We start from the raw sequence: 13363 nt of genomic DNA on the forward strand, positions 1-13363 counted from the left end.
CCGACGGCACGGATGCGCGTCCGCACGCCGCGGTTCAATACGCGAAAACGGCAAGACTATGATCGGGGCGGTCGATCCGGACCCGGTCCACGACAGGCGGATACGCGTCGTCTCGCGGCGCCCAGGCGGTCTCGGACAGCCGGCGCCGATTCGAGCTGGGAGCGGCCGACCTCAGCTGATGTAATTGACCAGCGACAGCTTGGAGAGCGAAGCCGTGACCTGGTAGCTCGCCTGAAGTCGGTTCTGCACGTCCAGCAGCTTGGCGACGACTTCCTCGGTGGGCGCCTGCTCGATGCCGTCGAGCGTGTTCTGAAGCGTGTTCTGGGTGGCCTTGTTGGTCGTCGCCGCGTTCGACAAGCGCGTCGATGCCAGGCTGAGCTGTGTCACCGTGTCCTGCACGCTCGGGAGCGCCCCGGTCGAGGACGTGCCGGGGCTGGTATCGGCCGACGAGAGAAGGGGCTGCGCCTTGCCGCTGATCGCGCTGTAGATCGCGGCCGCGTTCGGATCCGACGAACTCGGCATGCCGAGAGCCACGGTCGCGAGGCCCGCGAGCACGTTGCTGATCGCCGGCTGATTGGCGCGGACACCGATCTGAACGCTGCTCCCCGCGCTGACCTGGACCGATTGGGTGCTGAGCGGGTCGGCCGGCCCATTCTCGCCCTGGTACCAGACGACGGTGTTCGCGGCGGTGGTTGTCGGGTTCGGCGCGGAGAAGAAGGTGTTCGCCGCGCGGGCAGTGGAATACGCCGCCAGCGTGCTGCCGGCAGACGCCGAGAGGGCGCTGGTCAGGGCGTCGTTGAGATTCTGCGCCGTCGCAGACGGGTCTGCGCCGATCGCGAAGCTCGTGCTTGAGGACGCGGGCGTGGTGCCGCTGGCCGCCGCCGTCAACGTCACCGCGGTCTTCGTGCCGTCGGGCAGCTGCAGGGTCAGCGTCAGGCTGTCGCCGACGGCCGGTTGCCCGGTGACGCTGATCGCGACGCCGGCCGACGTCGTGGTCGACCCGGCGGTATAGACTGCCGAAATGGCGGTCGCGGTCGCGGGCGCCGTTGCAGCACCGGCTAGAGCGTAGCCCTGCGGCGCGACTGCAGCCCGAGAACTCGGATCATCGAGGAGCCCGATCTGGGTCGCGGACGGCATCGTCTGTTTGAGCTGGCCGTTCTTTCCCGTGCCGAGATCGGCCGCAACTTGGTTTGTAACGAATGTCTTAAGGCCAATCTGAGTCCCGTTCCCGTTCAGGATCGTATCCGCGTCGAGGACCGGCTGCGTCGTGCTGTTTTCGCCGCCGAACAGGTAGTTGCCGGCCACCGACTGGTTCAATGTATCGAGGGCCGCCTGAAGGTTGTTCAAAGCGTTGGTCTTCGCCGCGGTCGCGTTCACCGGCGTGCTCTGCAGACCGTTGTTCAACGTGTTGCGCGCATCGATGCCCAACGTCGCCACTTGCGTTAGGCTCGTCACCGCGACGTTCGTCCGGGTCTGCGCGGCGGTGATGCCGGCGGCGTAGCCTGTGAGCGCACTGAGAGTCGCCTGGGCGCTCAGGGCCGTGGACCGCCCGGAGCCCAGGCCGCCATAGGTCTGCGCGGTCAGCCCGCTCGAAAGCTGGGTCGACAGATCACTGAGCTGGCTCTTCAGCGTCGTCAGCTGCGAGGCCGTTCGGTTCGTGAGGTAGGAACCGGCCGCAAAGGGCTTGATCGTCGTCATGATCAGATCTGCAGCAGTTGGTTGAGCATGTCGCGGGCCGCGGTCAGCACCCGGGCATTGGCGCCGTAGGCGGTTTGGAGCGCGATCAGGTTCGACATCTCCTGGTCGATGTTGACCCCGGCTCCGGCCGCAAACCGGCCTTGCGCTGTGGAGAGCGCGGTCTGCTGCGTGTCGTCGAGCGCTGTCGCATTCGCCGACGCGGCGCCCTGCGACGCGATGATGTCCTGGGCGAACCCGACGACGGTGGCACTGTAGGGTGCGGAGACGCCGCCGATCCCGCTCGACGACGAGAAGGTCTGTGGCGTTGAGGTCAGCAGGTCGAACAGCTTCTGCGCGCGCGTGCCGGACGCGCCCGCATTCCCACTGCCCGTCGCCGTGGAAGGCGCAGTCAGCGCCGCCGTGTCGCCGCTCAGCTTCGTGTTGACGGCGATGCGCTGCGCGAAGCCCGTGAGCTGCGAGCCGTTATCGAAGGATCCCGTGTAGAGCGAGTTGTTCGTCCCGTCGACGAACAGGGCGAGTGACGGATTTCCGGCGTACAGGTCTGTGGCGGAAGCAACCGTGATGTTGGCTGTCGCCGCGGCGGCGACCTTCCCACCCGCCGTCAGCGTCAGGGTCGCGCTCGTCGCGGTCGAGGACCCAGGTGTCACACCGAGAGTCGGAAGCTTGTAGGCGGCCCCTGTGGCGTTAAACGCCGTGAAGGCTGCCTGTATCTTCGCCGCGTAGGTGGTCGGGTCGCCGCTGGCATCGAACGTCAGAGTCAGGCCGTTCGCGTCTGTCGTCTGCCCAGCGGGAACGATCGTGCCGCCCGGCTTCGCCGAGGCCACCAAGGTCACGTTGCGAACGGCACCGGTACTGTCAGTGACAGGAAATGTGATCGTGTTGCCGGGCTGCATCGCCGAGACGGTGATTTGCGTGTCACCGCTGCTGCCGAGTGTGCCGGTCGTGCCGGTGTTGGTCAGCGAGCTCGCGAGCCCCGCGGCGAGATCGTCGAGCTGGCGCTGCGCCTGCGGCAGCGTCTGATCGCGCAGCTCGATCTGGGCCGCCAAACTGCCCGAGCGCAGCACGCCGGGCTCGCCAAGGTCGATCTTGCCGCCACCGGGCAGCGTGGCGGTGATCGTGCCGACCGTGCGCGGCGTGGACGAATAGGACGAGTTCGCGCTCAGCGTCCCGCGGCCATCGAAGCTCAGCGATGCGGCATTGCCGCGATCGACCAGCGTCGCCCCCGACTGAGTCAGGACCGTCACGGTCCCATCGCTTTGCGCGGTCGTTTTGACATCCATGTAGCTCGACAGGTTGTTGATCGCCTGGTCGCGCTGGTCCTGGAGGTCGGCCAGGGACGTGCTGTCCGTGGTATTCTGGATCTTCTTGTTCAGGTCCGCGATGCTGGACAGGAGCGAGCTGGCCGATTGCGTATCGGCACCGAGCTGCGCCTCGATCCCGGTGCGCAGATTCTGCACCGAATTGGCGGCTCCGTTGATCTGGCTGGCGAGCGCCGAAGCGTTGCTCAGCACCGTTGTCCGTGCAGCCGCCGAGGTTGGATTGGCGGCGAGTTCCTGGAGCGACTCGGTGAACGTGTTCAGCGTGCCGTCGAGCGCCGTGGAGCTGCCGGGCGTCCCGTACAGTGCATCGAGCTGGGAGATGATCCCGGATTTGGTGCTCGTGTAGGCGGCGCCCGAACTTTCCAGCCGAAGCTGCTTCAGGGCCGCCGCATCGAAGCTGCGGGTGACCGCACCGGTCGCGACGCCCAGGTTGTTGGTGCCGGTGGCGACGGACGTGAGCGTCCGCTTGACGTAGCCGGCCGTCCCCGCATTGGCGACGTTCTGCGAGACGACGTTGATCGCCGCCTGAGTTGCGGCGAGCCCGGCGGTCGCGTTGGACAGTGCGTTCAGCGACACTTCACAGCCTCCTCAGCGACCTCCGGAAGACAGATTATCGAATCACGTTGAGCAGGTCCGACATCATAGTCTGGGCGGTCGACATGACGCGCGTGTTCGCAGAGTAGGCCTGCTGGGTTACGATCATCTTAGAGAATTCGGTCGCAATATCCGTGTTGGACTGCTCGAGGCTCGCTCCCGTGATGGTGCTGCCATTGAGGCCCGCTATCGGCGGACCGGAATCGGCCGTCTGAAGATAGTTGCCGTTCGAATCGGCCTTCAAACCGTCCGGATCGGCGAATTGCACGACCCCGGCGGTGGCGAGCGCGACCACCGACCCGTTCGAGAACGTGCCGTTGATTTTGCCGTCGGTGCCGACCGCAACACTCGTCAACGTGGCGGAGGTATTGCCGTTCTGGCTCAGCGTGCTGGTCGTCGCCGCGCCGGTGGCGTCGGCATATTGCGTCAGCCCGCCGGTCACATCCAGCTTGAGGTTATTGAAAGTGTATCCGGCAATCGACTTGCCGCTCAAGTCGATAGTGGTCGTGCTGGGCGTGGTCGCGCTCGGGCTCGGCGAGGTCAATTTTCCCGTCGCGTCGAATGTGAACTGCGTGCCCGAGTCGACCCAATTGGGCGTACCTGCGGCGTTGCTGTTGTACCGCAAGCTCCAGGTCGAGGGAGACCCGTTGCTGCCGGCGGTCGTCTGAACCCAGCGCGTGTTGATCGTCACGGGCGCACCCGACGATGTATAAGCCGTCAGCGATGGGCCGGCGATGCTGCCCGCCGGATCGGCCGAGGGGCTCACCGTCGGCGTCGCCGGCAGGTTGGCCGAGTAGGTGATGAGTGTCGTCTCTTTGGCCGGCAGCACGGGGTTCCCGATGACGATCGGACCCGCGCTGGTGACCTGACCGGTCACGGGGTCCAGATTGTTGCCGGTGAGGTACCCGCCCGCACCGTTCATCAAGTGACCGTCGGCGGTCGGAGCGAAGTCGCCGCGACGCGTATAGGCATTGGTCCCGCTGAAGGTCGCGGCCCCGTTGGCGTCCCCGGTCTTCTGCACCACCGTGAAGAAGCCGCTCCCGCTGATCGACATGTTGGTCGGCACGCTCGACGCGACGACGTTGCCGGCGATGGTGTTGGTCAGCTGCGATTGCGCCAGAACCGAGCCGGCGACCTCCCGCTTCTGCGTCGTCTCCGCCATCATGTCGATGAAGCTGGTGTCGACGCGCTTGTAGCCGGTCGTCTGCGAGTTCGCGATGTTCCCGGAGATGTTGCTGATGGCATAGGACTGCGCCTGCAATCCGGAGACTGAGGTCTGAAGGGCGCTGAATAGATCCATGGCAAGCAATCCCGTTGCGCGCCCTGACGGCCCGCAGGCCAGGGCAGCCGCAACCGCCATGCCAGGGCTAAGCCACTGACGAATCAGGACGTCCGCCACCAGCGCCCGGCAGGCTTGACCGGTTGGAGACCTGGACTCGGCAGATCTTGCCCGGCAGGGCCCGTCCCGGCACCGGCGAGCGCCGCCCGGTCGTTTACGGGGTGTTATCCGGCGCGCGCGAGGATGCGCCCGGGCTCAGGATCGGGCGCAAAGCGACCTGCCCGGAAGTGCTGAACGGTTACGGATTTCGGATCTCAGGGTCATGCGGGCGAAACGGACGAGCCTCGTCCACATCATATACTTCTCGCGCCTGAACCTGTCGTCGGACCCCGCGAAGCGGTCCGAGCAGATCGGCGAGATCGGCCGCACGGCTCAGAAAAAGAATGAGTTCGCCGTGATCACGAGCTTCCTGGTCATCGAGGGCAGTTTCGCCTGCCAAGTGATCGAGGGCGAACGCTCCTCGGTGCACGAAACCTTCGACCGGGTCAGCGCCGACAGCCGCCATCGAGATGTTCAGATCAGCGAATGGCGCGAGATCGCCAAGCGTGAATTCGTCCATTCGTTCAAGAGCGCCCAGCGGACCGCCAACAACGAAACCCTGTTCGCCAAGGCCAACCTGCTGCCCATGCTTCAGCGCGGGACGCCGAAGGCCTCGGCGATTCACGGCCTGTGCCTGGCGCTCCAATCCGACACGATGTCCCGTCAGGGCATCGATCATCTCTTCGTCTGAGGCGAGCGATGTCCGACAGCGAGACGCACCCGATCCTCATCGTCGACGACCAGGAGAAGCTTCTCCGCCTCATCGTGATGCTGATGACCCGCATCGGATTCCCCGATGTCGAGGGCGTCACCAGCGCGCCGGAGGCGCTGGAGCGGCTCAGGCAGCGCCGCTACGCGCTCGTGATCTCCGACCTCGACATGGAGCCGATGGACGGGCTCAGCCTGCTCCGCGAGATCCGCGCCGACGACGCGCTGATGAACACGCCGTTCATGCTGACCGAATCATCCTTCGACTTCGAGGACATCAACCTGGCGCACCAGGCGGGCGCGGATGCCTTCATCCTCAAGCCGTTCGACATGGCGGTGCTGAAGACCAAGCTGAAGCAGGTGCTCAACCGCAAGCCGCGCAAGCGCGAGGCGCCGATCGCCGCGGAGTCGAGCCTGAGCGTGGAGTTTCCCATGCTCGGGAAGTTCTGAGGCAACGCCGTCATCGCGAGCACAGCGAAGCGACCCAGGGCTCCGGGACTATTCCGCACGGAAGCGATCCCTCGGATTGCTTCGCTGCGCTCGCATAGACGCGTGGGCGTCACCCAAGCGGCATCTCGGACAGCTCAGGCTGCCCGCTTCTGGTAATCCTTGACGTCGGTGAAGCGCACGGCCGGGTAGCGCTCCTCCTCGTACCGGAGCGAGAACGCGGTTGTCGCCATGAAGACCGGGGCTCCGTCGAGGTCCTTGGCCATGGCCGAGCCGTGCGTGTCGATGAACTTGTCGAGTTCGGCTTCCGAATCGGACGACACCCAGCGGCAGACCGAGAAGCGCGAAGTCTCGTAATCGACCGGCAGGCCGTACTCGGCCTGGAGGCGTTCCTTCAGCACGTCGAGCTGCAGCGCGCCGACTACGCCGACGATCGCCTGGCTGCCGTCCTGCGGCACGAACACCTGGACGACGCCTTCCTCGCCCATCTGCTGGAGCGCCTCGCGCAGCTTCTTGGCCTTCATGGCGTCGGTCAGCTTGATCCGCCGCAGGATTTCCGGCGCGAAGCTCGGCACGCCGCGGAACACGATGTCCTCACCTTCGGTGAGCGTGTCGCCGATCCGCAGCGTCCCGTGGTTCGGGATGCCGACCACGTCGCCGGCATAGGCCTCGTCGGCGATGGCCCGGTCCTGGGCGAAGAAGAATTGCGGCGCCGATAGCGAGATCGGCTTGCCGGTGCGCACCAGCCGAGCCTTCATGCCCCGGTTGAGCTTGCCCGAGCAGACCCGCATGAAGGCGATCCGGTCCCGATGGTTCGGGTCCATGTTCGCCTGGATCTTGAACACGAAGCCGGTCATCCGCGGCTCGGTCGGTTCGACGAGGCGCTTGTCGGCATCCTGGCCCCGCGGCGGCGGCGCCACCTTGGCCAAGCCGTCGATGAGGTCGCGCACGCCGAAATTCCGCAAGGCCGAGCCGAAGAAGACCGGCGTCAGGTGGCCCTCGCGGAACGCGTCGAGGTCGAACGGCTTCAGCCCGCCCTCGGCGAGCTCCACCTCCTCGCGCCAGGCGTCGGCGGCGCCATTCTCGGTGAGCAGCTCGTCGAACAGCGGATCGTCCGGGCCGGACACTGCGACCATCCCGGCATCCTCGGCCGCGTCGAGGCGGCGGACGCGATTGCCACCGAGCTCGTAGGTCCCGGAGAAGTTGCGGCCGGTGCCGATCGGCCAGGTGACCGGGGCGACGTCGAGGGCCAGCGTCTTCTCGATCTCGTCCAAGAGCTCGAACGGGTCGCGGGCCTCGCGGTCGAGCTTGTTGATGAAGGTGACGATCGGGATGTCGCGCAGGCGGCAGACCTCAAACAGCTTGCGCGTGCGCGCCTCGATGCCCTTGGCGGCGTCGATCACCATCACGGCCGAATCGACCGCCGTCAGCGTCCGGTAGGTGTCCTCCGAGAAGTCCTCGTGGCCGGGCGTGTCGAGCAGGTTGAAGACGCAGTCGCCGTACTCGAAGGTCATCACCGAGGTGACGACCGAGATGCCGCGCTCCTTCTCGATCCCCATCCAGTCGGAGCGGGTCGAGACGCGGTTGCGCTTGGCCTTGACCTCGCCGGCGAGCTGGATCGCGCCCCCGAACAGCAGCAGCTTTTCGGTGAGCGTGGTCTTGCCCGCATCCGGGTGGGAGATAATCGCGAAGGTGCGCCGCCGCGACACCGGATCGGCCGGCCTCGCCTCGGTCTTGGTCTGCATCAGCATGGAGCGAACGCTCTGATCGGCGGAATATGGTGGTGCGCGGCGCGGCACTCGCGCGGTCTCGGGATCGTGTAGCGGCAAGCCCCGATATTGGCAAAGACGCGGGCAGAATGGAGCTGCCTTTCAGGCACAGTACATGGGAGCGGCATCACGCTTCCCCGGCCGATCCACGCTTCGCGAGGCCCCGATGTCGCGCGCCGCAACACGCTGCTGTCTGGTCACCGTCCTGCTGCTCGCCGCGGCGGGCCCCGGTCCCCGCGCGGACGCGGCGCCGCAGCGGGCCGCGGCGGCCGATGCCGCTTTCCTCGATGCCCTGACCTGGGGCGCCACGCCCTCGACCTTCGCGCAGCTCACCGCGGAAGGGCGGGCGCGCTGGCTGCATGCCCAGCTTCATCCGCCAGCCGAATCGCGCCTGCCGCCCGCCGCTCAGGCGCAGGTCGACGCGCTGACACCACCGGGCAGTCTGTTCGAGCGAGCCCAGGCGCTGGCTCGGCCGGCCTGTTCAAGCCGTCGCTGCCCGATCAGGCCGAGGAGCCGGCCTTCCCGGTGCTCGCGAACGGGCTCTACTTCGCGGCTTTGTCCGGCACCCTGTCGACGGCGACGCGGGCGGCCCTCGCCCAGGCGGTCTCGCCGCAGGACTGGAACACCCTCTATCTCGCCTCGCCGGAGTTCATGCGATGAACCGTCGCGACCTGATCCGCACCTCGGCGGCGCTCGGCCTGTCCACGGTGGCCGGCCGCGTCTGGGCCGCCCCGAAAGCCGACGCGCGCCTCCTCGTGGTGTTCCTGCGCGGCGCCTACGACGCCGCCAACGTGGTGATTCCGACCGGCAGTGACTTCTACTACCGGTCGCGGCCGACCCTCGCGATCCCCAGGCCGGACGCCGCCGACCCGAAGGCCGCTTTGGTGCTCGACGGCGACTGGAGCCTGCACCCGGCTCTGCGCGAGACGCTCCTGCCGCTCTACGCCAAGGGCCAGGCCGCCTTCGTGCCGTTCGCCGGGACCGACGATCTGACCCGGAGCCATTTCGAGACGCAGGACACGATCGAGATGGGCCAGACGGTCGGAGCCGCCCGCGACTACAATTCCGGTTTCATGGCCCGGCTCGCCGCCGAGCTGACCCGGGTCCGGCCGATCGCCTTCACGGACCAGATGCCGCTCATCTTCCGGGGCGGCGAGACGGTGCCCAACATCGCCATCACCGGCGTCGGCAAGCCCGGCATCGACGACCGGCAGGCGCGCCTCATCGCGGCGATGTACAGCGACACCAAGCTGGCCGCCGCCGTGACCGAGGGGTTCCGCGTGCGCGACGCGGTCTACCACACGATCTCCGACCATGCCGGGCAGGCCGACCGCGGGGCGGTCTCGCCCAAAGGCTTCGAGCTGTCCGCCCGGCGGATCGGCCGCCTGATGCGCGAGACCTTCAACCTCGGCTTCGTGGATGTCGGCGGCTGGGACACGCACGTGAACCAGGGCGTGGGCACCGGCTACCTCGCCGACCGGCTCGGCGAGCTGGGGCGCGGCCTTGCGGGCTTCGTCGAGGAGATCGGGCCGGGCTGGTCCGACACGGTGGTGGTCGTGCTGTCGGAGTTCGGGCGCACCTTCCGGGAGAACGGCAGCCGCGGCACGGACCACGGCCACGGGAGCGTCTACTGGATCCTCGGCGGCAGGGTGCGCGGCGGCCGGATCGCGGGGCCGCAGGTGCGGGCCGACGAGGCGCACCTGTTCCAGAACCGGGACTATCCGGTGCTCACCGATTATCGCGGCCTGCTCGGCGGCCTGTTCCGGCGGCTCTACGGACTCGAACAGGCGAGCCTGCGGCAGATCTTCCCCAGTGCGGATCCGGCGGATCTCGCGCTGCTGTAGCGGTGGCGCACGGTCAGGACGCGACGCGGTATAGGCGGCGCGATACCTGCCGTTCCCAGCAATCCCTCTCATCCTGACTTGCCCGCCTCAGCGGATCTCGAAGGAGGCTTCCAGGGATCACAGCGCCTTCTGGAGGTCTCCTTCGAGGCCTCCGCTACGCTTCGGCACCTCGGGATGAGGTGGAGAATGGAACCGGCGAGGCGGAGCGATGGGGCGCGTGCCGGAGGTTCGGACCGCACGCGTCCAGATCGTCCGCCCGGTCAGGCCGCGGCGGCCGCCAGCGCGCGCAGGTCACCGACCAGCTCGTCGACCCGCTCCGTCTGGGCATCCCAGGCGAACATGAAGCGCGCCCCGCCGCCGATGAAGGTGTAGAACCGCCAGCCCCGAGCGCGCAGGCCATCCATGGTGGCCACGGGCATCGTCAGAAACACCGCGTTCGCCTCGACGGGAAACAGCGCGCGCACCCCCGGCAGCCCAGCGACGGCTTCGGCGAAGCGACGGGCGCAGGCATTGCCGTGGGTAGCGTTCTTCAGCCACGCGCCGCTTTCCAGCATGCCGACCCAGGGTGCGGCGAGGAAGCGCATCTTCGACGCCAGCTGTCCGGCCTGCTTGCAACGGTAGCCGAAATCCTCGGCGAGCTTGGCGTCGAAGAACACCACCGCCTCGCCGGCATGCATGCCGTTCTTGGTCCCGCCGAAGCACAGGACATCGATGCCCGACCGCCACGTCATGTCGGCCGGGCTGCAGTTCAGGCTCGCGCAGGCATTGGCGAAGCGCGACCCGTCCATGTGCAGGGCGAGGCCCAGCTCGCGGCAGGTCGCCGACAGCGCCCGCAGCTCGGCGAGGCTGTAGACCTGCCCCGTCTCGGTCGGCTGGGTGATCGTCACCACCCGCGGCCGCGGGAAGTGGATGTCGCTGCGGTTCTGGGCGAGGTCCCGGATCAGATCCGGCGTGAGCTTGCCGCCCTCCGTCCGGACGGTCAGGAGCTTCGAACCATTGGAGAAGAATTCCGGCGCGCCGCACTCGTCGGTCTCGACATGGGCCGAATCGGCGCAGATCACGCTGTGGTAGGACTGGCACAGCGCGGCCAGCGCCAGGGCGTTGGCAGCGGTGCCGTTGAAGGCGAAGAACACTTCGCACGGCGTCTCAAACAGTGCACGGAAGGCATCCGCGGCGCGCTTCGTCCAGGCATCCTCGCCGTAGGCCGGCGCGTGACCGCGATTGGCCACCTCCATGGCCGCCCAGGCTTCCGGACAGATGCCGGAATAGTTGTCGCTGGCGAATTGCTGCGAGTCGTCCTGTCTCATCCGCGCAACCTAGCACGGCTCCGGCACAGATCGATCGCCCGGACAGGTTGGAACTGGTGCGCGCTTGGTGTAATAGCCCCGTCAAGGCGTGGGCTCCACGCCGATTCGGAAACCGACGTTCCCGTCCCTCCCGGGTTCATCCCGGGCGAGGGACGTTGTCGGTTTCCAGATCGGCGGCGGGCCGCGTGAGCCCGAAAATCCAGGTCCAGAGGATCAAGTCCGTTGCAGGTACTCGTTCGCGACAACAACGTCGATCAAGCGCTCCGCGTCCTCAAGAAGAAGATGCAGCGTGAGGGCATCTTCCGCGAGATGAAGCAGCGCAAGGCTTATGAGAAGCCGTCCGTGCGCAAGGCGCGCGAGAAGGCCGAGGCCGTCCGCCGCGCCCGCAAGCAGGCCCGCAAGACCGCGATCCGCGAGGGCCTGATCGCCGCGCCGAAGCCGAAGCCGCGCTTCCCCGCCGGCGGCCGCCGTCCCGGCTTCCCGTCCCCCTCGGCCGCGCAGGGCCAGGGTGGCAACGCCTCGGGTCAGACCCCGGTCAGCCCGGCTTCCGTCGCCTGAGCGACCGTACAACGGTTTCGAGAAAGCCCGGCCTGCGCGAGCAGCCGGGCTTTTTTCTTTGCGCGGTGTCAGACGGACTCCGAAGCCGATCAAGCCGCGGAGGTACCCTGCCGTCTTTGCGTACGGAGCGAAGCAATCCAGCGGCACGACATTCAGGAATGTCGCGCCGCCCTAAGTTGCGTCGCTGTGCTCGCGATGACGGTTCGGAACGGCGGCTCTAGCTCACGCCGCCTTCGCGGCGATCGTGGCCCGTTCAGCCTGGACCAGCACGTCGAGCGCCCGCCACGGCTTCTGCATGTAGACCGCCTGATCGGGCAGGCGCGCGTCCCGGCTCGCTCCGGAGGTGACGACCACGCGCACGTCCGGCCAGCGGCGGCCGACCGCCTGGGCAAGGGAGATGCCGTCCATGGCTCCCGGCAGGCGCACGTCCGCGAAGAGCAGCGCCACCGTGACATCGGAGCGTTCGAGCACCGAGAGGGCCGCCTCCGCGCTCTCGCAGGCGATCACGCCCAGATCCGTCTCTTCCAGAACCGCGGTGGCGAGATCGCGCACCGCCGCATCGTCCTCGACGACGAGCGCCACGGGGCTGGAACTATCGGGCGTTGCGCGATCCATGAAAATCTCCTGATGACGGTGCGGTGCCCCTCGACGGGTCACGGTCCACTAAGCGGACTTCTGATTCCCCGATTCGGCCATGCTGGCCTGTCAGGAGCCGGCTCACAAGTGTCCGAGCGAATCGGCGGAGGTATGCCTGCGTTGCAGTCAAGCCGCGCCAGTTTCGTGCGAAACGCCCGAAATTGGCGCAGTGGGGAGTCGGTTAAGAAACTGTTCACCGAAGCGGACTGACTGTTAACCTGCTGCCACAACGCGGACCCACCCCGGCGGGGCGTTCCCATCGGATCCAACGCGAACCAGAGCTGAAGGATCAACGTCCGTCATGTGCCGTTTCCTCGCCTACAGCGGTGAGCCGGTCTTCCTCTCCGACCTCGTCTGCGCGCCGACCCACTCGCTGGTGCATCAGTCGCTGCACGCCGACGAGGGTAAAACCGAGACCAACGGAGATGGGTTCGGTATCGGTTGGTACGCGGAGCGGCCGGAACCGGGGGTCTATCGGGACATCTCTCCCGCTTGGTCGGACGAGAACCTTGTGAACCTGTGCGGACAGGTGCGGGCGCGGACGTTCTTCGCGCATGTCCGCGCCTCGACCGGCACCGCCACCGCCCGGGCCAACTGCCACCCGTTCGTCTTCGGCCGGCACCTGTTCATGCACAACGGGCAGATCGGCGGCTACCATCGGATCAAGCGCCGGCTCGAGGCCCTGATCCCGGACGCATTCTACGATCATCGGCGCGGCAGCACCGATTCCGAGGCGCTGTTCCTGCTGGCCCTGGCCAATGGTCTCGAGGAGGATCCCGTCGGCGCGATGGCGCGCACGCTGCGGACGGTCCGTGAGTTGATGGCGGCCGCCAATGTCTGCGAACCGCTGCGCTTCACCGCGCTGCTGACCGACGGCGAAACGCTCACCGCCTATCGCTGGGCCTGCGACGGTCGTCCGCCGAGCCTGTATTTCCGCGATGGCCCCGGCGGCATCGTCGTGGTTTCGGAGCCGATCGACGGGTGCCGCGACGGCTGGCAGGTCGTGCCCAAAGGCGGCACCCTCCGCGCCCGCCGTGGAGGGCCGACCGTCGTCGAAGTCCCCGAGCGCGCCAGGGCCGCCGCCTGAATACAATCCGGCCCAGCC

The 13363-nt window shown here is 67.4% G+C and carries 12 protein-coding genes; 6 read left to right on the plus strand and 6 right to left on the minus strand.

The window, feature by feature from the left end:
• Positions 1 to 171: 171 nt before the first annotated feature.
• The 3 genes from AC3WSN_RS17560 to AC3WSN_RS17570 are packed head-to-tail and all read right to left on the minus strand — an operon-like array spanning position 172 to position 4911.
• Entirely contained in the window at positions 172 to 1698 is a 1527-nt protein-coding gene (locus AC3WSN_RS17560) for a flagellin (RefSeq protein WP_492539649.1), read from the minus strand.
• 2 nt (positions 1699 to 1700) lie between these two features.
• A complete protein-coding gene (gene flgK / locus AC3WSN_RS17565) occupies positions 1701 to 3593 on the minus strand; it encodes a flagellar hook-associated protein FlgK (protein ID WP_492539650.1) in 1893 nt (630 codons plus the stop codon).
• Between the two features lie 34 nt (positions 3594 to 3627).
• Complete coding sequence (locus AC3WSN_RS17570) at positions 3628 to 4911, minus strand: flagellar hook protein FlgE (RefSeq protein WP_492539651.1); 1284 nt, start codon at positions 4909 to 4911, stop codon at positions 3628 to 3630.
• Between the two features lie 301 nt (positions 4912 to 5212).
• Here AC3WSN_RS17570 and AC3WSN_RS17575 point away from each other — a divergent pair, with 301 nt between their 5' ends.
• Together AC3WSN_RS17575 and AC3WSN_RS17580 are read left to right on the plus strand one after the other, a co-directional pair.
• Complete coding sequence (locus AC3WSN_RS17575; RefSeq protein WP_192708025.1) at positions 5213 to 5680, plus strand: BLUF domain-containing protein; 468 nt, start codon at positions 5213 to 5215, stop codon at positions 5678 to 5680.
• 8 nt (positions 5681 to 5688) lie between these two features.
• Positions 5689 to 6147 (plus strand): response regulator, encoded by a 459-nt coding sequence (locus AC3WSN_RS17580; RefSeq protein WP_192708024.1) that lies wholly within the window; start codon positions 5689 to 5691, stop codon positions 6145 to 6147.
• 134 nt (positions 6148 to 6281) lie between these two features.
• Here AC3WSN_RS17580 and AC3WSN_RS17585 read toward each other — a convergent pair whose 3' ends face one another.
• On the minus strand, positions 6282 to 7895 hold the full coding sequence (locus AC3WSN_RS17585; protein WP_492539652.1) for a peptide chain release factor 3: 1614 nt from the start codon (positions 7893 to 7895) through the stop codon (positions 6282 to 6284).
• 543 nt (positions 7896 to 8438) lie between these two features.
• Here AC3WSN_RS17585 and AC3WSN_RS17590 point away from each other — a divergent pair.
• Positions 8439 to 8573: a hypothetical protein gene (locus tag AC3WSN_RS17590; protein WP_492539653.1), complete on the plus strand. Its 135-nt coding sequence runs from the start codon at positions 8439 to 8441 to the stop codon at positions 8571 to 8573.
• Positions 8570 to 9757, plus strand: a complete 1188-nt coding sequence (locus AC3WSN_RS17595; protein ID WP_492539654.1) for a DUF1501 domain-containing protein — start codon at positions 8570 to 8572, stop codon at positions 9755 to 9757. Before AC3WSN_RS17590 ends, AC3WSN_RS17595 begins: the two co-directional genes overlap by 4 nt.
• 260 nt (positions 9758 to 10017) lie before the next feature.
• Here AC3WSN_RS17595 and AC3WSN_RS17600 read toward each other — a convergent pair whose 3' ends face one another.
• Positions 10018 to 11064, minus strand: a complete 1047-nt coding sequence (locus tag AC3WSN_RS17600) for a threonine aldolase family protein (RefSeq protein WP_492539656.1) — start codon at positions 11062 to 11064, stop codon at positions 10018 to 10020.
• Between the two features lie 222 nt (positions 11065 to 11286).
• On the opposite strand from AC3WSN_RS17600, the gene rpsU reads away from it, so the two are divergent.
• The gene (rpsU, locus tag AC3WSN_RS17605; RefSeq protein WP_192708019.1) at positions 11287 to 11622 is read left to right on the plus strand and encodes a 30S ribosomal protein S21; all 336 of its coding nucleotides are present in this window, start codon (positions 11287 to 11289) and stop codon (positions 11620 to 11622) included.
• 222 nt (positions 11623 to 11844) lie between these two features.
• Here the strand turns inward: rpsU and AC3WSN_RS17610 are convergent, their stop codons facing one another.
• The gene (locus AC3WSN_RS17610) at positions 11845 to 12237 is read right to left on the minus strand and encodes a response regulator (protein ID WP_192708018.1); all 393 of its coding nucleotides are present in this window, start codon (positions 12235 to 12237) and stop codon (positions 11845 to 11847) included.
• Between the two features lie 322 nt (positions 12238 to 12559).
• Between AC3WSN_RS17610 and AC3WSN_RS17615 the strand changes: the two genes are divergently transcribed.
• Positions 12560 to 13345, plus strand: a complete 786-nt coding sequence (locus AC3WSN_RS17615) for a class II glutamine amidotransferase (protein WP_192708017.1) — start codon at positions 12560 to 12562, stop codon at positions 13343 to 13345.
• Positions 13346 to 13363 lie beyond the last annotated feature (18 nt).

This window comes from Methylobacterium sp. FW102-HT35C08, from assembly GCF_058790235.1.